Source organism: Mangrovibacillus cuniculi, from assembly GCF_015482585.1.
Classification (GTDB): domain Bacteria; phylum Bacillota; class Bacilli; order Bacillales; family R1DC41; genus Mangrovibacillus; species Mangrovibacillus cuniculi.
In genome coordinates, this window is record NZ_CP049742.1 from 583,592 (window position 1) to 604,028 (window position 20,437).

A 20,437-nucleotide genomic window follows, 5' to 3' on the forward strand; every position below is an offset into this window, starting at 1 on the left:
GGTTGTTACCATCCTAACACATATTATCTAAATTAGGAAGAGGAGAAGCTTGCTAAATATTATAAAATTCTGATAATAAATACATAGAAAAAACGAAAGGATTATCCTCTCGTTTGTGGAATAGTTCATCTTATAGGTTTTTAGCAATATCTGAAGAAATAGTGGCTAACTCTTCTGGTGTATAATCAGATTGGTTAGATTTCCATACTGCTCCAAATCCATCACCTTTACCATAGCGTGGAATTAAGTGAAGATGGTAGTGGAAGACAGATTGTCCTGCTTCTTCACCGTTATTATTTAATACATTTAAGCCAATTGGATTGTAAGCTTTTTTAATAGCATTTGCAATTTTGGGAACGACCTTAAAAAGGTTCGCAGCAACTTCTGGATCAAGTTCATAAATATTTTCTTGATGCACCTTTGGGATAACAAGTGTATGACCTTTCGTAACCTGGCTAATATCCAAAAATGCCAAGACGTTTTCATCTTCATATACCTTTGCTGCCGGTATATCGCCATTAATAATTTTACAGAAAATACACTCTTTACTCATGATTTAACCCCTTTCCAACTATGTATAAAATAAGTTTACCATATGTGTATTATTTTAAAGCATTTCACTATTTTTTAGTCAAATAGAAAAGGCAAGATTCACGGATAGAATCTTGCCTCTCTGAAGGGGGTAGATGAGATTAACCTAGTTGTTCTCTTTAACGTTCACCCCATTGTTAGGATTAATTGTATAAAAAAAACTATGGAGTCAATCGATCATTTCCGTTTGTAACCATCTCCTATATCGATTTGATAAAATCAATAGTGTAGGAAACATCACTAACTATCTTTAACAAACACCTCATTTTAATGAATTGTTTTGTTAATGAAATGTCTTTTCAAATCCCCGTGCAAGGTAACCATCTCCAATACAGATTGGTCAACTTAGCTTGAATGGATCTTGGTCTTTAACAACCACCCCGTTATCGCTTGTTGAATGACCCCTTCAAGAGATAGTATGGACAAGAAGAGAAAAATCATGCAGAGGAAAATAAAGTTTTTTGGAGGAGTATCAGATGACCCCATTATTAGAAGTAAAGAGCCTTACAGGTGGGTACACAAAAAAGCCTGTATTACATGATGTTAATATGACAGTCAATGCTGGAGAACTAGTTGGCTTAATTGGTTTGAATGGAGCTGGTAAAAGTACTACGATTAAGCATATTATCGGTTTAATGTCGCCGCAAAAAGGAACAGTAGCAATCAACGGGAAACAACCACAAGCAAACATAGAGGCATATCGTCAGCAATTTACTTACATACCCGAAACACCAGTACTATATGAAGAACTAACACTTAAAGAGCATTTAGAACTAACAGCTTTAGCGTATGGAGTATCAAAAGAAGAGGTAGAAGAGCGGTTACCAGTTTTATTAAACGAATTTCGCTTAACGTCTAAATTAAACTGGTTCCCTGCACATTTTTCCAAAGGAATGAAGCAAAAGGTCATGATCTTAAGTGCATTTTTAGTCGAACCGGACCTGTATGTAATAGATGAACCTTTCTTGGGATTAGATCCTCTTGCCATCAATGTTCTTTTAGAACGATTAGACCAAGTGAAGAAAAATGGTGCAGGCATTATCATGTCTACGCATATCTTGGCAACGGCAGAAAGATATTGTGACAAGTTTATCATCCTTCATTTAGGGGAAGTGAAAGCTTTTGGTACCCTTCAAGAACTACAAGAGCAATTCGGTATGCCAAATGCGACATTGGATGATTTGTATGTGGAATTAACAAAGGAAGAAGAACGTTATGAATAATTTGTGGCAAAAAAGAAGAGAAGAAGCGTTAAAAGAATTAAAGCGTTATGGAAGATATATGTTTAATGACCATTTGCTCGTTGTTTTCATTTTCGCGCTGGGTGGTTTAGCCTTTTATTATCAACAATGGATAGAAACATTGACCGCAAGCTTTCCTGCTGAATGGGTGTTAGCGGGTGTTCTTGGGATAGCAGTGACGTATAGCCCGTTTTATTCTTTATTAAAAGAAGCTGATATGGTGTACTGGACTCCAATGGAAAATAGGCTGAAGTCGTATTTTAAGCAAGCGATGCGTGTAAGTGTCCTGTTACAAACATTATTGGTAACCGTTTTGTATTTGGTTTTAGTTCCTTTAGAAAGAGCTATTTTAGAAACTCCGTTAGTTGTAAGGCTTTTGACCATCATATTGTTAGCAACCTTAAAATTGTGCAATGTTCTATACATAACAGAAAGAAAACAGCTAGAGAAAGAAATGCTATTTGTAACCATTTTAAGAACGGTAATGAATATCTTCCTTCTTTGGTTATATTTCGGTGTCCATTGGATAGTCGGGATTGTGGTAGGAGCAGTTTTCTACAGTATTTTGTTAATTGTTAAACGAAAGCAAAGTCAAAAATTGTTTTTACCTTGGGAGAGACTAGTGGAAGAACAACGATTACATTGGTTACGATTTTATCGTTTAGCAAATTTATTTACGGATGTTCCAGCAATTAAAGGATCCACTAAAAGGAGAGCCTATCTTGACTTTGTTTTCACCATCTTTAAAAGTGTAAAAGAAAAGCCATACTTTTATCTAATTGGAAGAACCATCTTAAGACAAGATGAATGGTTTGGATTAATTCTTCGTTTAACGGTTCTTGGAAGTGTGTTTTTAGTTGGTATTAGTTCACCTATTTTAGGAAGTGGTCTTGCACTGTTATTTATGTGGTTAACGGCGATACAGTTACTACCGTTAGTTCATGTTCACGATCAGATGGTCTTGCAGGAACTCTATCCTGTTAAATCAGATCAAAAGCAAAAAGCAGTTCTGTTTTGGGTAAAAACCATACTATCTTTCCAGGCACTAATTTATATGATCGTTCATCTTATTATTCATGAATACCAACATGCCATACTTATGCTTGGAATTTATGTAGTGTTTATTATTTTCTTCACAAGTATCTATGCTCCAAGAAGGTTATCTAAAAGGTTTGAAGAGTGAACAAACGAGGAAGGTGAATCGTTTTGGAAGAAAAAGAACACTTGATAGAAGAAGTAGAGCAGTGGAAGAGGCGTCAGTTTAATAAGACGTGGATTTTAGAGAAACAAACAAAAAAAATTCAAACAAAAATGAATCATATGATACCTGAAAAAGTGAACAAAGTAATCACGGCATCCGTTAAATCAATGATTGAGACGGTATGGAAAGGCAGTAAGTGGATACCAACAGAAATAGCTCAGCCATATCGAACAGCTGACTCGGAAAAGATTATTTCTGCCATTAGTCAACGGTATAAAAGAACAGCTTCGTTAACTGGTGCTGGAACAGGTCTAGGTGGAATTATTACAGGTATGGCAGATTTCCCATTACTTCTATCAATAAAAATTAGATTTTTATATGAGGTGGCTAACGCATTTGGATACAATGTGAGAGATCATAAAGAACGACTATTTGTCTTACATATCTTCTTATTTGCTTTCTCGAAAGATCATATAAAAGAAGAAATGTTGACAAGGATAGAGAATTGGAATGAGACAGTTCTAGAATGGACGGATAAGGATTGGGAACAGTTCCAGCAAGAATATCGAGATCATATTGACTTGGTGAAGTTAGCGCAATTGTTACCAGGTGTAGGTGCAATAGTGGGAGCGGTTGTCAATTACCGACTTCTACAACAATTGGCTGAAGTAACATTGAAATGTTATCAGATTCGTTGGATTGAAGAATGGAAGGAAGAAGAAAATCCCACACCATAAGAATGGTAGTGGGATTTTTTATGAGTATAGTACTTTTATTAGGATTTAAACATGTAAAGTAACTTTTTCTTGATTATGTTTATAGGAAAGTGCAATGGTTACTAAGCATTTCGCAGCAACAAGCATTGCATCTTCGTCAAAATCAAACCTAGGATGATGATGTGGAAATGGTAACTCCACTCCTTTAGGTTTAGCACCTGTGAAAAAGAATGTTCCAGGAACGTGCTGCAAATAGTACGCAAAGTCTTCGCCACCCATTTGCATTTCCGCTTCTTCTAACAAAATTCCTGGTAAATTCTCTTTGACTACATTCACAAATAGTTCCGTACTTAAAGCTTCATTTACTACGGCCGGATAACCTCTGTCAAACACATAATCGTAACTAGAATCATGAATGACAGACAGTCCTTTTACCACATTTTCAATTTCTTTTTCTATTTGAGTTCGGACATCTTCACTGAATGTTCTTACTGTACCAATAATTGTTGCCTTATCCGCAATAACATTAAAGGCATTATCTGCAATAAATGAGCCAACACTAACTACTGCTGGTTCCAAAGGATTAATTCGTCTGCTAACTATTTGTTGCAGCGTATTGACAACTTGAGTCCCAATCAGAATAGAATCTCTTGTTTTATGCGGTTGAGCACCATGGCCTCCCGAACCTTGAATGGTGATTTCAAAACGATCAGCTGCCGCCATAATTGGGCCGGTTCTGTATTGTATTTTCCCAGTAGGTTCGCTTGCCCATAAATGTGTTCCAAAAACAGCATCTACGCCATTTAGACAACCATCTTCAATCATGGACTTTGCTCCGCCTGGGGCGTATTCTTCCGCATGTTGATGGAGAAGTACAATTGTTCCTGGGAAAGAGTGTCTTTCTTCCCATAGAACTTTTGCAAGGACCATCAATGCCGCTGTATGGCCATCATGACCGCAAGCATGCATCACACCTTTGTTTCTTGAACGGTATGGTACATCATTTTCTTCTTCAATTGGTAACGCATCAAAGTCCGCACGCAACGCTATGGTTGGTCCTTCTAGATTTCCTTCAATCGTTGCAACAATACCGTTGCCGCCGACGTTTTTTCTAAAAGGAATTTGTAAGGATTTATAGAAACTTGAAATATAAGCAGCTGTTTCGGTTTCTTTAAAAGAAAGCTCTGGATTCTGATGCAGATGTCTTCTATGTAGCACCATCTCGTTAAAATAGGATTCAAGCTTCGTATAAATAGTTGTAAGCACAAAGGACTCCTCCAAATTGTAGAAATATTTTTATTATTATAGCAAGTTTATTCTTACAGTGGATAGAATTTTCCTTAAATTTAAAAAGTAAATCCCTTGGTGTCTATCACCAAGGGATTTTAGCAGTCAGATTAAAAACATCGCTACAATTGTTGTTACTACTAGACCGATGAACACAGGTTTTATATTTCTCCGTGCTAACTCAAAAGGATCAACCCCACAAATTGCAGCGGCAGGGATTAGTGCCCAAGGGATTATGGTTCCGCCACCTACCCAAATTGCTGCGATCTGCCCTAACGCAGTTAACGTTGCCGTACCTGCTCCGATTGCCGTTCCAAATAAGTCGGCTATCGAGCCCACTAGTGAAATACCTGAGAACCCTGAACCATCTAAACCTGTAATAGCACCTACAACAGTTAAGGTTATTGCTGCCACTTGACCGGAAATTGGGACTGCACCTGCAAGAGCTAAACCTAAATCATTCACAATACCACTAGATCCGTCTGGTAAAGAAGCTCCAATCATTGTTTCAAATCCAGTATCTCCTAAATAGAAGAAGGCGGCAATTGGAATAACAGGACCAAACACTTTAAACCCAAATTGGAAACCATCAATTAAATAACTAGTCGTCTTCTCTAAACCTTTAGCTTTATGTGCACTTAAGGAGAGAAGTAATACTAAGATCACGGATGTGCCACCGATTAAAGCAGTTGCTGCTCCTCCTTGAAGGGAAAACAAGTACATTGCTAAGATATTTAAAGCGAACAGTACAGGTATCAAAATAGCGTAAAACTTTCTCCATGAAGAAGAGAGTGGTGACAAAGTATCTTTCGAAGGTGATTTATAAACAGTAGGATCAGCTACTAGTACACCTTTTTTCATATCTTTCTTTAAAAAATAGAAAGCGCATACAGTTGTGACAAGTCCCATTGTAAACACTAAAGGAATACTTGCCGCCATTACCTCTGAAACTGGTAGGCCTGCAGCATCTGCTGTTAATTTTGGAGCTGCTTGAATAACAAAATCACTTGATAGAGCGATTCCGTGACCGAATAAATTCATTGCCATTGCAACGCCAAGTGCCGGTAACCCTACACGAAGTGCCACTGGAAGAAGTACAGCTCCTAAAAGCGCTACTGCAGGTGATGGCCAGAAGAACCAAGAAATAATCATCATCAGTATGCCAATTACCCAATAGGCCAAAGCTGGTGTGCGGATTAATTTAGTGAAAGGCGTAATCATGGTGTCATTTACTTTAGAAGCAGTTAAAACTCTACTTAAAGCTACAATAATACTAATTACCAGAATGGTTGGTAAAAGCTCTGTTATAGCGAATATAAAGCTAGAAAAAATAGAACTTACAGACATGGTTAAAGAGGAGGTGGCGTATAGTGCAATCAACCAGATTCCAACGATGGTGACAATAGTTGTATCTTTACGAAATACCATAAATCCAATAATTAATAGAATAAAGAGAACATAGAGTCCGTGTAATAATGTCAATGTCATAAAACGTGAATCCTCCTTTTAAGAAGTAGATCAAGTTAGGCAAATGCCCTAATTCGATGTACTACAACTTATGAGAATAAAGGAGAAGTGTGAATGACAAAAAAGAAAAAAACCGCTTAGAAGCGGTTTATAAAAACATAAACGTTGAAGAAAGTAAATTGGATGTTGGTATCACTCTACAAAACTCTTCATGTAAAGAAGCGAGATTTACCCTTTGAACTTCTGTTGCTGAAATCCAGTCACCTTTTATGTCAGACAATCCAAAACAATCTGTAGCGTCGCTAACTAATAAAACGTCATAACCCAGATTCCCAGCCATTCGTACAGAGGTAGAGACGCAATGATTGGTTGTCATTCCAGTTACGATTAACTGTGTAATACCATCATTCTCTAGTGTTTCATTTAGCGTAGTACCAATAAAAGCTGAATTTACATTCTTAACGAAGAGTTTTTCTCCTTTAACGGGCTTTAACTCTGGTATAAGGGTAAACCCATCTTTATCAGGATGAAGCAACGATTTCGGATTATTTGAAGCATGCTGTACGTGATAAACCGGAATCTGATTACTTCTGCAAGAAAGAAGAATCTTCTCTGCATTCTTCTCTGCAAAGCCGTGTGATAAGTCACCTAAAGATGGATCTCTAAATGCTTGTTGCCAGTCAATTTGTAATAAAGCTGTTTTCATAAGGTGTTTTCCTTTAGGATGGCAATGACATAAAGACATCCTTCAGGTCCAGAAACGGAACTATGTACAGTCCCTTTTGGTAAGTAAATTCTGTCTCCAGGGAAGCACTCTGTTTCCACGTCATCGACAGTGAAAGTAATAGATCCATTTAAGATGTGTAAAATTTCATTCGTTGGGTGAGTGTGAGAAGGATGCGCTTTGTTAGGTGCGTCCGTCTGTACTTCGACATATCCAGTTCCCTCAACAGGTAATAAGGAATCCACGACCTCTTGAAGCGTTCCACCGACGTTTCGTTCAAAAGCAGCTTCGTCAAACGCTGTCTCTACTCTATATTTAACGTATTCATTTACATTATTTTCAACGGGAGCTTGTGGTGCTTGTTGTTGCATAGCTGCATGAAATGGACATTGGGCAGGGACTTGATTATTCTCATCCGCTAAAAAATATTGCTTCCACTCACGTGTTTCTTTATCTCCATACCAGCTTAACTCAGGGTGTGGGGCAACGGTATCATATCGAACTAATCGATCACGCACCATTTTTTTTATGGCTTTACCTGCAATAGAGTCTGAATTAATCCCATCAAAAACCCAGCGAGGTTGGAAGGTAATCATAAACGTCGCAGCTTTTCGGCTAGATCTTTTCTCGTGAACAGGAGTATTACATACAACGAATATTGGCTCCCCGTTAAAGCAAAATTCCCACAAGTGATTGTCTGGATCCATTGGAATATCTGCAGGCCAAGGCTCAGAATCTATCTCGTGTAGAGCGTTTAATACACTCCAAAACTGCTTCTCATACACTTGCATAGTTTGCGTTTCCTCTGGTTGAAAGAACGCTACAAAAGAAGTGTTTTTGCCTAAATCTCTAGACTCTTCGACATATTTACGTAGGTGAAATGCCAATTCTTTTATATCTTCTTCTTTATTCCAGGAATCAATAAAACAAAATCGTAATGAACCTTTTTTTAAGCCCTCAACTCCTAGGATGCAAGGAAAAGGGTTATCTTCAGATAATAAGTCATCTGCAAATGATTGAAATACTTTTTTCCCCCATGTAGGAACATTTGTTAGAGGGTAAAGCTGCTTGATTGGTGTACGAGCCATGTTGAGTTGTTCCCTCCTTTATTAAGACGCAGTAACAATACACTATACGAAAAAAAGAAACTTGTTATGATAACTATTTTCTCGAATAAGTATCAAGTAAGAATAGGACAAGCTTGGGGGGAAAGGATATTGGAGCTTTTTATTTCATTTATTCATTTTGTCGTATTAGGAATTAGTTTGGCAGCTCCGGTTGGGCCGATAAATGTAGAGATGATTCGAAGAGGTTTATCAAACGGTTTTTATTCGTCTTGGTTAGTGGGGTTAGGAGGGATGTCAGCTGATATCGTTTTTTTACTATTTATCCTTTTTGGAATCGCACCATTTTTACAACACCCACTAGTTCAAACTTGCATGTATGTAATTGGTTTTGGGATGCTAGTCTATTTAGGCATAACTACTTTAAAAACGTCATTCTCTAATGAACCTATCATCCAGGATTCACCAAACAAATCTACAACTTCTTATTGGTCTGGATTCGGTATAGCTTTGTTTAACCCTATTAATTTTGTTTTTTGGTTTGGAATCTTTGGTTCTTCGATTCAGGAACTAATGGGGAATGGTTGGGGGCATGCTTTATTTGCATGTGCTTCCCTTTTGTTAGGGATATTTCTTTGGAACTTAAATGTTGCTTTCACCGTGCATTTCTCCAGAAATTTAGTGAATGATCGCTTGTTGAAGGTTATGAATGGAGTAGCAGGAATGGCTTTAATTGGTTCTTCCGTTCCTCTACTTATAAAGTCACATCTTTTTTGGTAAGCATAAATTTCCCCTCTCTACTAGAAACTAATACAAGTAGAGAGGTGAAAAGAAATGGAACAAGCAAAAGAGTGGATCTCTAAAATAGCTGAATTTATCTGGGGATTTCCGATGATTACCCTTTTTATTCTTGCTGGGTTGTACATAACGGTAAGGTTAGGATTTTTACCTTTTAGACATTTTCCTCATATTATCAAAATGACGCTAGGTCAAATAGGAAAAAAGGGAGATGCTTCAAGTGGTGGTATATCGCCTTTTGCCGCGTTTACTTCCGCTCTATCCGCTACTGCAGGAGCAACCAACATAGTTGGTGTACCAGTGGCAATCGCTTTTGGTGGACCAGGCGCTTTGTTTTGGATGTGGACAGTTGCGCTTATCGGTATGTCTACTATTTTTGCTGAGCTTGTGCTTGGGATGACGTATAGAGAGAAAAACAAAGAAGATAAGTGGGTAGGCGGGCCATATTACTATTTGTCCAAAGGGTTAAAATGGGATAAACTGGCATGGTTTTACGCATTTGGTCTCATGATTGAAATTGTCCCAAGTGTCATGGTTCAGGCAAATAGTGTAAGTGTACAATTAGAGAACGAACACGGTTTTTCTTTATTATGGATTGGAATCGTGCTTGCTATTGTTACAGCTTTTATCGTATTCGGTGGAATAGATAGGATTGGAAAATTAAGTTCTAAATTACTGCCCGTATTTGTCATTGGATATGTTGGGTTAACTACTACAGTTATTATCATGAATGGGGATAAGTTTGGTTCTGTATTGAAGATGATTGTCATGGATGCCTTCACTCCTTCTGCAGCAGTAGGCACATTCGCTGGTGCTTCCATTGTACAGACTATGAGATGGGGTTTAGCAAGGGGATTATATACGAGTGAGGCTGGAATGGGTACTTCAGCGATTGCCTATGCGTCTGCTGAAACAGATAGCCCAGTCAAACAATCATTTTGGGGTATGATAGCTGTAATGATTGATACATTGGTTATTTGTACACTTACTGGATTGACCGTTATAATCACTGGTGTATGGAAAGAGTTAGAACCTAGTAAAGCTGCTTCCATGGTAACTAAAGCTTTTAAAGAAACGTTTCCTGATCAATTCAGTGCGGTAACTCTCTCTGTCTTATTAGTGTTTTTCGTACTTGCAACTGTAGGTGTCATTATCTTCTACGGTGAAAGCCAGGCAGAGCTATTGTTTGGAAAGAAAGTGAAGTATGTGATGAGAGTTGTTTATTTAATCGCAATTGTGGTAGGTGCCATGGGAGGATTGAAATTCGTTTGGGAATTGTTGGATTTAATTTTATTCTTAATCGTTGTTCCAAATATTATTGGCATTGTGTTTTTAATAAAAGTGGTGAAAGAAGCTAAAGTAAAGTATTTTGCCGATCTGTTGAAAGAGAAAAAGAAAGCTGCCAAGTAAACGATGGCAGCTTTCATTCTGTTCTTAATCAAGTGCTACTCTTCCATAACAACCGTATAAGTTGTTACATAAGATGGACGCAAGAAGATAGATGGTTCTTCTTTGTCTACTCCATTTTCGGTTCCGCGTTTCTCATGAGCTTTATTATATGCTTGAGAAGATTGCCAATCCTTAAAAGATGCCTCTTTATCCCAAAAAGTTGCGATGATATATGTATCACTTGCTAGTGGTCGTAATACTCGAATGGCAGCAAATCCTGGTTCTTTTTCAATTAATCCTGCGCGTTTTTTAAAGCGGTATTCAAAAACTGGACGACCTTCGTCTGTAACAGGAATATTGTTAAATACCACAAATGCTCCTTTCGTTGGATCTCCAACAGAGTCGATGGACTCATAATTTCTTGGTGTTTCAAAAAGCGTTTTATCTGCACCTTCATGGTAAAGTAGACCTTCTCCATTTCGCTGAAGAAGTAGCATTGTTTCTGTAGGATGAGATGTTTTCTTTTTTGATAAAAAATCAAGTGTTCCAGTTGTCATGTATACCTTCATACTTTTCACCTCATTTTAAATTATGGGTTGCATCTATATATTAGCAAAAAAGGAAACGGTTACAAAATAAAGTGATTGTTTATTTATAATAAATATAAACAAGGTTCTTTTCTCCTTCAAACTTTTACGCTAATATAGGAGATATTATGACAATTCCTTTGTAAACCTATACAATACTTGGGAAAACGGCTATAGTGATACTCGTACATACATAGAGTAAATGGTCTAGTTAGAAAGGAAGGGCAACAGGGATGAAAATTACAAATGACACGTTCTTACGTGCGGCAAGAGGGGAAAAAACAACTCATACACCAGTATGGTACATGAGACAAGCAGGGCGTTCACAACCAGAATATCGAGCATTAAAAGAAAAATATTCCTTATTTGAAATCACGCAAAATCCTGAAATTTGTGCTTACGTCACACGCTTACCAGTAGAACAATATAACGTGGACGCTGCAATTTTATATAAAGATATAATGACGCCACTTCCTGCAATTGGTGTAGATGTAGAAATTAAATCTGGAATTGGACCAGTCATTCACAATCCAATAACAACAGTTGCTGATGTAGAAGTATTAGGAACAATTACACCAGAACAAGATATTCCTTACGTGCTAGATACAATTAAATTACTGACACAAGAGCAATTATCCGTACCGTTAATTGGCTTTGCAGGTGCACCTTTTACACTTGCAAGCTACATGATTGAAGGTGGACCGTCTAGAAATTATCATAAAACAAAGGCGTTTATGGTAGAGCACCCAGAGACTTGGGCTTTGTTAATGGATAAATTAGCAGAAATGACGATTACGTATGCAAAAGCTCAAATTGCAGCTGGAGCTAGTGCTTTCCAAATCTTTGACTCTTGGGTTGGTGCACTTAACGTACAAGACTATCGTCGTTTCATTAAGCCAACGATGGACAAAATTTTCTCAAACTTAAGAGAAGTAAACGTTCCTTTAATCATGCATGGAGTTGGAGCTAGCCACCTTGTTCATGAGTGGAATGATCTTCCTATTGATGTAGTAGGGCTTGATTGGCGATTACCTATTCAAGAAGTAAGGGAAAAAGGTATTACTAAACCTGTTCAAGGTAACCTGGATCCTGCCATTTTATTAGCTCCTTGGGACGTAATTGAAGAGAGAGCGAAAGAAATCATTGATGCGGGTGTTGAAACGCCTGGGCACATCTTTAATTTAGGTCATGGGGTATTTCCTACCGTTAATCCAGACACATTAAAACGTTTGACACAGTTCGTTCACGAATATAGTGCAAAGCGTCTTTCTTAACACATTAAATCTCGATTTACTGGATGAAACATGCCAAAATAACGAAAACTGTTTAATGAGGTGAAGAACGTGAAACGTAAAATGGGTTTACTAGTAATGGCGTACGGTACGCCTTATAAGGAAGAAGATTTAGAGAGATATTACACACACATTCGACATGGTAGAAAGCCATCAGAAGAAGCATTAGAAGATCTTCGTGAAAGATATGAAGCTATTGGCGGTATATCTCCATTAGCTAAAATTACGTTAGATCAAGCAAATGGTCTATGCGATCATTTAAATTCCGTTCAAGATGACATTGAATTTGTCATGTATCTAGGATTAAAACATATAGAGCCATTTGTGGAAGACGCAGTTGAGCAAATGCATAAAGATGGTATAGAAGAAGCAGTATCTATCGTTCTAGCACCACACTTCTCTACTTTCTCTGTAAAGTCTTATAATGGACGAGCGAAAGAAACAGCTGAAAAATTAGGTGGACCAACGATTACATCTGTAGAAAGCTGGTATGATGAACCTAAATTTATTCAGTACTGGGTAGACAGAGTAAAAGAAACATACGCAACAATGACAGAAGATGAGCGTCAAAAAACTTGTCTAATTGTCTCAGCTCACAGTTTACCAGAAAGAATCATTGCTGCTGGAGATCCGTATCCAAATCAATTACAAGAAACGGCAAATCTAATTGTAGAAGGAGCAAACGTACCTCATTATGCTGTAGGTTGGCAAAGTGAAGGGAACACTCCTGATCCATGGATTGGTCCAGATGTTCAAGACCTAACAAGAGACTTATATGAAAAGCACGGATATGAAGCATTTGTGTACACGCCAGTGGGCTTTGTAGCAGATCATTTAGAGGTACTTTATGATAACGACTATGAGTGTAAAGTTGTAACGGATGAATTAGGTGTAAAATACTATCGTCCAGAAATGCCGAACTCACAACCGGAATTCATCGATGCGATGGCAACGGTAGTTTTAAAGCATTTAAACAAGTAGTCAATGACAAATGAGCTGTCTAGAATTCACTTCTGGACAGCTCTTTTGTCACGTGATCTGCTTTTAGAGGAGACCGAACTAAAAATTTAGTAAAGGCGATGAGGTCGTGGAAGAGAAGAAGCGTATAGTCATAATTGGAGGCGGTCTAACAGGACTTACCGCAGCGTATTACGCTCAACAAGAAGCATCTGCCAACACAGAAGTCTTATTAGTAGAAGCAAGTCACCGTCTTGGTGGAAAAATAGAAACCGTTAACCAAAACGGTTTTCTTATCGAGCGTGGCCCAGATTCTTATATTGCTAGAAAAGAAAGTATGACCGTTTTAGCGAAAGAACTTGGGATGGAAGATCAACTAGTACGAAATAGTGCTACAAAATCTTACGTTTTGGTTAATAAACAACTTCATCCAATTCCAGAAGGGGCTGTTATGGGAGTACCAACGGAATGGAGACCTTTCATAACGTCTGGACTTTTTAGTTTGCCAGGAAAAATGAGAGCTGCTTACGATTTATTTTTGCCAAAAACAGCAACCGGTGCAGATATATCTATCGGTCAATTTTTCCGAAGAAGACTCGGTGATGAAGTAGTAGAAAATTTAATAGAGCCACTTCTTTCAGGCATTTATGCAGGGAAAATTGATGATATTAGTTTACAAGCTACGTTTCCTCAGTTCATGAAAATGGAAGAACGCGAGAGAAGTCTAATTAAAGGGCTTAATAAAACGCGAGCGAATGTACCTAAGAATGCTCCGAAGAAAGGGCAGTTCTTAACGTTTAAAAACGGATTAGAATCTTTCATAGATGAATTATCAAGTAGGTTAAAAGAAGAATCCGTATATCGTAGAACGAAGGTAGTTGATCTAGAGCGAATGGGCCAGCGCTATAAACTAAAATTGTCTAACGACGAGACGATGGAAGCGGATGCAGTCATTTCAACTTTACCTCAACAAGCACTTCATACACTGTTTCCGACGGTTACTTCATTGAAAGAGTGGAAAGAAACACCCTCAGGAAGTGTTGCAACAGTAGCGATGGGCTTCAAAGCGGAAAACGTTCAAGTACCTTTTGACGGAACAGGGTTCGTCGTATCGAGAAAAAGTGACTATTCCATCAAGGCATGCACGTGGACAGATAAAAAGTGGCCGCACAGTACGCCAGAAGGACATGTCATGTTAAGGTGTTTCGTTGGTAAACCTGGTCATGAAGCAATTGTGGATTTATCAGACGACCAGATTCAACAAGCTGTGCTCGAAGACTTAAAGGACATCCTAGGAATTGAAGCAAAACCGCTGTTCACTAACGTAACAAGGTGGAAAAAAGCAATGCCTCAATATCAAGTAGGACACAAGCAAAAAGTGCAAAGACTAGAAGCGGAGCTAAAAGCCAAGTGGCCAGGAGTATGGATTACAGGCAGCTCATTCGGTGGAGTGGGGTTGCCAGATTGTATCGATCAAGGGAAGAAAGCTGCGCTGGAAGCGGTGAACATGGTGGAAGAGACTGGGGAGTAGACCCTGGTCTTTTTTTTGTTTGGAAGGGGGACGTGTGGGGACTGGCGGCGTAAGCGCTTAAGCCGAATGGGGCTAGAGTTGATGTGGCGACGTAAGCGCTTATGTCGCCAGGAGGAGTTGGGGCAGGATGCGACAAAGCGGGTAAGTCGCCGTGAGGAGCTGAGGAAGGAGGCGACAAAGTGGTTAAGTCGCCGTGAGGAGCTGGGTTAGGAGGCGACAAAGTGGTTAAGTCGCCGTGAGGAGTTAGGGCAGGAGGCGACAAAGTGGTTAAGTCGCCGTGAGGAGTTGGGGTAGGAGGCGACAAAGTGGGTAAGTCGCCGTGAGGAGTAGGGGCAGGAGGCGACAAAGGAGTTAAGTCGCCGTGAAGAGTTGAGGTAGGAGGCGACAAAAGCGCTTAAGCCGCCAGAGGAAGATATCGAAACCATGTACAAGTCAGAGAAGTAGCAAGGAAAGGAGAGCACTACCATGTACAAAAGCGCTTAAGCCGCCAGAGGAAGGTACCGAAACCAGGTACAAGTCAGAGAAGCCGCAGGGAAAGGAGAGCACTCCGATGTACAAAAGCGCTTAAGCCGCCAGAGGAAGGTACCGAAACCAGGTACAAGTCAGAGAAGCCGCAGGGAAAGGAGAGCACTCCGATGTACAAAAGCGCTTAAGCCGCCAGAAGAAGATACCGAAACCATGTACAAGTCAGAGAAGCAGCAAGGAAAGGAGCGCATGGCCATGTACAAAAGCGCTTAAGCCGCCAGAGGAAGATACCGAAACCAGGTACAAGTCAGAGAAGCCGCAAGAAAAGGAGCGCATGGCCATGTACAAAAGCGCTTAAGCCGAAAGAGGAAGATACCGAAACCAGGTACAAGTCGTAGGAGCCGGAGGGAAAGGAGCACATTCCCATGCACAAAAGCGCTTAAGCCGCCAGAGGAAGATACCGAAACCAGGTACAAGTCGTAGGAGCCGTAGGGAAATGAGCACATCCCCATGTACAAAAGCGCTTAAGCCGCCAACCCAACCCCCTCACAAAAAAATGCCAAACAAAAAAGCCACCCCAATCTCTAGAGGTGGCTGCACAATGCAAGTTAGTTCGCTTTCTTTATCGTTTTCACGATCTCATCGAATGGAACGTTCTCTCCGTTCCCATCTACTAGTGGGAAGTCCTTGATAACACCACCCTTAGTATCCATTACGTATAGGGAAGTTCCGTGAATGACTTCTCCTCTTGCTGGTTTTTTGACTAGTGCACCAAATTCATCTCGAGCAAAACTCTCGATTGTTTCTTGGGAATATCCCGTTAAGAAGTGCCAGTTTTCGAAGTTTGCATTGTAGTCAGAAATAAATTCCGTCAGCACTTCCGGCGTGTCCACTTCTGGATCAACGCTAAAGGAGACAAACTCGACATCCTCCACTCCTTCTTCTTCTAATTGATCTTGAAGTAGCGTCATGTTATACGTCATTGGTGGGCAGACAGTGGTACAGCTGGTGAAGATAAAGTTTGCGACCCACACTTTTCCGTCCAATTGCTCACTTCCGAATGTTTGACCGTTTTGGTCTGTATAAGAAAAACGCTCGATTGGATTGCCGCCACTAATGGAACAAGCAGCTAAAATTACCATGACCATCGTTAGTATAAAACCTTTTTTCCACATAAAAAATCCTCCTGCATTACCTATTAATCGTATTCTAGCACGAATATAGGTAGCAAAAGGATTTTTTCTTCATTTCACAAAATGTTCATAAAACGCTTACAAAATTTCTTTTACATCTAAACAGTGGTCACAAACATTACCGTAACATTCATGTTGTTCTTCAATATGCTCTCCACACTTGGTACAAGTTTTCTTTGGTAGCTCTCGGAAAAACTCCATTACGTTTGTTAACATCGTTTGAACACCTCTTCTGTTATATAATTGTTTCTGTATAACTCATTGTATTATAACAGATAGAAAAAGGTCAATGCCTTTTTCAAAAAAACGAAGAATTAGGCTATTCCTCAAAAATGCGGTAAACTATGGACAAGAAGAAAAGTTAAGGGAGGCATAAGATGAAGCTTACTGTTATTGGTTTTTGGGGTGGTTATCCTAAGGCTGGAGAAGCAACTACAGGATATTTATTAGAAGTAGCCGACAAGAAGTTTCTAATTGATTGTGGCAGTGCTGTTGTATCACAGCTGCAAAAGTTTGTGGATCCACTAAAGTTAGATGCCTTATTTCTCACTCATCATCATGCGGACCATTCTGCAGATGTGGGTGCACTTCAGCATGTATTTATTATCCAAAAGGCATTGGGGCACTCGAAAGATATCTTTCCTATTTATGCTGAAGAAAATGGGTATAAGTACTTCGATGATCTGACTCACAATGGCGTTACAGCTGGAGTACCAATTGATGTGAATAACGGCGTAACAATAGAGGATATTTCCATTTCTTTTATGAGAACTATTCATCCAGTTCCATGTCTAGCAATGCGGTTTTCGTACAACGGAAAATCTGTCGTTTACACTGGAGATAGCTCCTTTACAGAAGACTTTATTGCTTTCAGTAAAAATGCAGATTTGCTGATCGTGGATTGCAATTTTTATAAAGGAATGGATGGAAGTAAGCCAGGTCACATGACAAGTGAAGAAGTGGGTACTATTGCGAAGCAAGCCAATGTCAAAAAGCTGTTGCTTTCTCATTTACCTCACTTTGGTGAACACGATCAATTAGTTCGAGAGGCAAAAGAGATTTTTGATGGAGAGGTACAGTTGGCCTCAACAGGTTTAACTATTTTCATGTAATAGAAAGGAAGAAGGACATGTTATTTATCGACAATAAAGGGATTACAGATCCTCAAATAAATTTGGCCATTGAAGAATTTGCCCTGAAAAACTTAGGGCTAGATGGAGAAAGTTATTTATTATTTTACATTAATGAACCATCTATCATTATCGGTAAAAACCAGAACACGATTGAAGAAATCAATACAAAGTATGTAGAGGAACAAGATTTAAAGGTTGTAAGAAGGCTTTCCGGCGGTGGAGCGGTCTATCATGACCTTGGTAATTTAAACTTCAGTTTCATCACGAAAGATGATGGAGACAGCTTTCACAATTTTAAAAAATTTACCGAGCCAGTAGTACAAGCGCTAAAACAGTTAGGTATTAATGCTGAATTATCTGGGCGAAATGATATCTTAGCAGAAGGCAGAAAGATTTCGGGAAATGCTCAGTTTTCCACTAGAGGTAGAATGTTTAGCCATGGGACGCTATTATTTAATTCAGAAATGGAACACGTGGTTTCTGCATTGAATGTGAAGAAAGATAAGATTGAATCTAAAGGAATTAAGTCTGTAAGAAGTCGAGTAGCAAATATCTCTGAATTCCTGCAGGAACCATTAACGATGGAACAGTTTAAAGAAAAACTGTTACAAGCTATATTCCAAGTGGTGAAAGTAGAAGATGTTCCAAAATATGAACTGACAGAAGCGGACTGGGAAAAAGTCCGAGGAATTTCTGCTGAACGTTATCAAAACTGGGATTGGAACTATGGTAAATCTCCATCCTTTAATTTACAACATGCACATCGTTTCCCTGTTGGACAAATAGATGTCCGCTTGGAAGTGAAAAAGGGAACAGTGGAAGATTGTAAAATTTACGGTGACTTCTTTGGTGTAGGAGATGTTAGCGAAATTCAAGAAAAATTAATTGGCGTTTCGTACACAAGACAAGCGTTGGAAGAAGCGTTACATGAAGTAGATATCAAACATTACTTTGGTAACATTACAAAAGAAGAGTTCTTAGATTTAATCTATTAAAGACAACAAACCGTCGTAAAACTGGAGCTTGCGACGGTTTTGTTTTGTGCCTAGAAACAACTCATTGTTATTAACACTAGTTTTCTATCATTCTATTTTGTATAATAAATGTGAATGTTCTTTCAATTAAAATGAGTGACCATTCATTCATTACGTACGAACAAGGGGATTACTATGAAAAGGGGGAAAGAGAATGACGATCAGCACACGTTTACAGCAAGTGTCGTCGCAGTATGCAGATAAAACTGCATTTGAATTTATGGGGAAAGAAACAACTTATCGTGAGCTAGAGATAGGAATTTCTACTTTTGCTTTTCAACTGGAAGAAATGGGTATCAAAAAAGGGGATCACGTTGCGTTATTGTTAGGAAATTCACCCCATTTTATTATCAGCTTATATGGATGTTTACGTGTAGGCGCTACTGTAATTCCAGTAAACCCAATTTACACGCTAGATGAGATCCAATATATTCTGCAAAATGGTGATGTAAAAGCATTAATTGGTTTAGATCTTGTGAGGCCAATGATGCAGGTATTTGAAAAGACGGTCCCATCAATTGAGCATTTTATTGTGTGTGAAACAAGTCCAAATCAGGATCCTTTCACTAGCAAAAAAATGAAATCGTTTACACGTCTGTTATCTGCTATTCGTCCAGGATATGTTGGTCCAGTGAATGAGCTTGATGACGTCGCAGTAATTTTATACACGTCAGGTACAACTGGTCAGCCAAAAGGGGCGATGTTAACGCATCAGAATATATTATCTAATGCTCATGACATCGGAGATTATTTATCAATGTCAGATCAAGATCGTGTCATTACCACCTTACCGATGTTCCACATTTTCTGTTTGACGGTGGTATTAAATGCTCCGTTACTACGCGGGGCAACACTCTTATTATTACCTAAGTTTAGTCCAAAAGAAGTGTTTGAGATTGCTAGAGAACGTAAAGCAACAATTTTTGCGGGTGTTCCGACTATGTATAACTTCTTATTCCAGTATCCAGAGGGCAAACAAGAAGACTTTACGTCCATGAGACTTTGTATCTCAGGTGGTGCGTCGTTACCTGTTGCCTTACTTGAAAATTTTGAACAGAAGTTTGATGTGCAAATATCTGAAGGATATGGACTAAGTGAGGCTGCACCCGTTACATGCTTTAATCCAATTGATCGTCCTAGAAAACCAGGGTCCATTGGCACATCCATTATGAATGTGGAAAATAAAGTGGTCAACGAACTTGGGGAAGAAGTGCCCGTTGGAGAAGTGGGAGAACTGATTGTTCGTGGCCCTAACGTTATGAAAGGGTATTATAAAATGCCCGAAGAAACGGCTGTAACGATTCGGGATGAATGGTTATACACGGGTGATATGGCAAAGCAAGACGAAGAGGGTTACTTTTATATCGTTGATCGTAAAAAAGATATGATCATCGTTGGTGGGTATAATGTCTATCCACGTGAAGTAGAGGAAGTTCTCTATCGTCATCCTAATGTAGTAGAGGCTGCAGTAATTGGTGTACCACACCCAGAGTTAGGGGAAGCAGTTAAATGTTTCGTAGTGGGGAAAGACGGCTTAACTAAAGACGAAGTAATGACGCACTGTGAAGCATCTTTAGCGAAGTACAAGCTGCCTTCTTCCATAGAATTTATTAATGAACTACCTAAAAATACAACGGGGAAAATTCTCCGTCGTGCCCTAAAAGAACAACTGGGCGTGTCCTAATCATGAAGAGTCTTTAGAAGAGGTGTAACGCTTCTTGTAAAGGCTCTTTTTTTGTGTACTAACAAAGGATTCTGCTCCATACG

At 39.0% G+C, this 20,437-nt stretch carries 19 protein-coding genes; 11 read left to right on the forward strand and 8 right to left on the reverse strand.

Features of this window, described 5'->3' with window-relative positions; translation table 11 throughout:
* Nucleotides 1–130: 130 nt before the first annotated feature.
* Complete coding sequence (locus tag G8O30_RS03015) at nt 131–553, reverse strand: HIT family protein (protein WP_239673517.1); 423 nt, start codon at nt 551–553, stop codon at nt 131–133.
* Between the two features lie 514 nt (nt 554–1,067).
* On the opposite strand from G8O30_RS03015, the gene G8O30_RS03020 reads away from it, so the two are divergent.
* The 3 genes from G8O30_RS03020 to G8O30_RS03030 are packed head-to-tail and all read left to right on the forward strand — an operon-like array spanning nt 1,068 to nt 3,770.
* The gene (locus G8O30_RS03020) at nt 1,068–1,814 is read left to right on the forward strand and encodes an ABC transporter ATP-binding protein (protein WP_239673518.1); all 747 of its coding nucleotides are present in this window, start codon (nt 1,068–1,070) and stop codon (nt 1,812–1,814) included.
* Nucleotides 1,807–3,015 carry an ABC transporter permease gene (locus tag G8O30_RS03025; RefSeq protein WP_239673519.1) on the forward strand — a complete coding sequence of 403 codons (1,209 nt, stop codon included), beginning with the start codon at nt 1,807–1,809 and terminating at the stop codon, nt 3,013–3,015. Before G8O30_RS03020 ends, G8O30_RS03025 begins: the two co-directional genes overlap by 8 nt.
* A 23-nt stretch (nt 3,016–3,038) precedes the next feature.
* On the forward strand, nt 3,039–3,770 hold the full coding sequence (locus G8O30_RS03030; protein WP_239673520.1) for an EcsC family protein: 732 nt from the start codon (nt 3,039–3,041) through the stop codon (nt 3,768–3,770).
* Nucleotides 3,771–3,815: 45 nt separating this feature from the next.
* Here G8O30_RS03030 and G8O30_RS03035 read toward each other — a convergent pair whose 3' ends face one another.
* The 4 genes from G8O30_RS03035 to G8O30_RS03050 form a co-directional block, all read right to left on the reverse strand.
* Nucleotides 3,816–5,015 carry a M20 family metallopeptidase gene (locus G8O30_RS03035; protein WP_275576514.1) on the reverse strand — a complete coding sequence of 400 codons (1,200 nt, stop codon included), beginning with the start codon at nt 5,013–5,015 and terminating at the stop codon, nt 3,816–3,818.
* Nucleotides 5,016–5,141: 126 nt separating this feature from the next.
* A complete protein-coding gene (locus G8O30_RS03040; RefSeq protein WP_239673521.1) occupies nt 5,142–6,524 on the reverse strand; it encodes a hypothetical protein in 1,383 nt (460 codons plus the stop codon).
* Between the two features lie 127 nt (nt 6,525–6,651).
* Nucleotides 6,652–7,209 carry a cysteine hydrolase family protein gene (locus tag G8O30_RS03045; protein WP_239673522.1) on the reverse strand — a complete coding sequence of 186 codons (558 nt, stop codon included), beginning with the start codon at nt 7,207–7,209 and terminating at the stop codon, nt 6,652–6,654.
* Nucleotides 7,206–8,315: a YqcI/YcgG family protein gene (locus G8O30_RS03050; protein ID WP_239673523.1), complete on the reverse strand. Its 1,110-nt coding sequence runs from the start codon at nt 8,313–8,315 to the stop codon at nt 7,206–7,208. Before G8O30_RS03050 ends, G8O30_RS03045 begins: the two co-directional genes overlap by 4 nt.
* A gap of 129 nt (nt 8,316–8,444) precedes the next feature.
* Between G8O30_RS03050 and G8O30_RS03055 the strand changes: the two genes are divergently transcribed.
* Nucleotides 8,445–9,071 carry a LysE family translocator gene (locus G8O30_RS03055; RefSeq protein ID WP_239673524.1) on the forward strand — a complete coding sequence of 209 codons (627 nt, stop codon included), beginning with the start codon at nt 8,445–8,447 and terminating at the stop codon, nt 9,069–9,071.
* Between the two features lie 54 nt (nt 9,072–9,125).
* Entirely contained in the window at nt 9,126–10,499 is a 1,374-nt protein-coding gene (locus tag G8O30_RS03060; RefSeq protein WP_239673525.1) for an alanine/glycine:cation symporter family protein, read from the forward strand.
* A 35-nt stretch (nt 10,500–10,534) separates the two neighbouring features.
* On the opposite strand, the gene G8O30_RS03065 is transcribed toward G8O30_RS03060, so the two are convergent.
* A complete protein-coding gene (locus G8O30_RS03065) occupies nt 10,535–11,047 on the reverse strand; it encodes an antibiotic biosynthesis monooxygenase family protein (protein ID WP_239673526.1) in 513 nt (170 codons plus the stop codon).
* 251 nt (nt 11,048–11,298) lie between these two features.
* Here G8O30_RS03065 and hemE point away from each other — a divergent pair, with 251 nt between their 5' ends.
* From hemE to hemY, 3 genes are all read left to right on the forward strand, one after another.
* A complete protein-coding gene (gene hemE / locus G8O30_RS03070; RefSeq protein WP_239673527.1) occupies nt 11,299–12,339 on the forward strand; it encodes a uroporphyrinogen decarboxylase in 1,041 nt (346 codons plus the stop codon).
* 81 nt (nt 12,340–12,420) lie between these two features.
* On the forward strand, nt 12,421–13,338 hold the full coding sequence (gene hemH / locus G8O30_RS03075) for a ferrochelatase (protein WP_239674478.1): 918 nt from the start codon (nt 12,421–12,423) through the stop codon (nt 13,336–13,338).
* Nucleotides 13,339–13,444: 106 nt separating this feature from the next.
* Nucleotides 13,445–14,845, forward strand: a complete 1,401-nt coding sequence (gene hemY / locus G8O30_RS03080; protein ID WP_239673528.1) for a protoporphyrinogen oxidase — start codon at nt 13,445–13,447, stop codon at nt 14,843–14,845.
* Between the two features lie 1,073 nt (nt 14,846–15,918).
* Here the strand turns inward: hemY and G8O30_RS03085 are convergent.
* Entirely contained in the window at nt 15,919–16,485 is a 567-nt protein-coding gene (locus tag G8O30_RS03085) for an SCO family protein (protein WP_239673529.1), read from the reverse strand.
* Nucleotides 16,486–16,581: 96 nt separating this feature from the next.
* Nucleotides 16,582–16,719: a protein YhfH gene (gene yhfH / locus G8O30_RS03090; RefSeq protein ID WP_239673530.1), complete on the reverse strand. Its 138-nt coding sequence runs from the start codon at nt 16,717–16,719 to the stop codon at nt 16,582–16,584.
* 161 nt (nt 16,720–16,880) lie between these two features.
* On the opposite strand from yhfH, the gene G8O30_RS03095 reads away from it, so the two are divergent.
* From G8O30_RS03095 to G8O30_RS03105, 3 genes are all read left to right on the forward strand, one after another.
* The gene (locus tag G8O30_RS03095) at nt 16,881–17,615 is read left to right on the forward strand and encodes an MBL fold metallo-hydrolase (RefSeq protein WP_239673531.1); all 735 of its coding nucleotides are present in this window, start codon (nt 16,881–16,883) and stop codon (nt 17,613–17,615) included.
* Between the two features lie 17 nt (nt 17,616–17,632).
* Nucleotides 17,633–18,631, forward strand: a complete 999-nt coding sequence (locus G8O30_RS03100; protein WP_239673532.1) for a lipoate--protein ligase — start codon at nt 17,633–17,635, stop codon at nt 18,629–18,631.
* Between the two features lie 193 nt (nt 18,632–18,824).
* Nucleotides 18,825–20,354 (forward strand): fatty acid--CoA ligase family protein, encoded by a 1,530-nt coding sequence (locus G8O30_RS03105; RefSeq protein ID WP_239673533.1) that lies wholly within the window; start codon nt 18,825–18,827, stop codon nt 20,352–20,354.
* Nucleotides 20,355–20,437 lie beyond the last annotated feature (83 nt).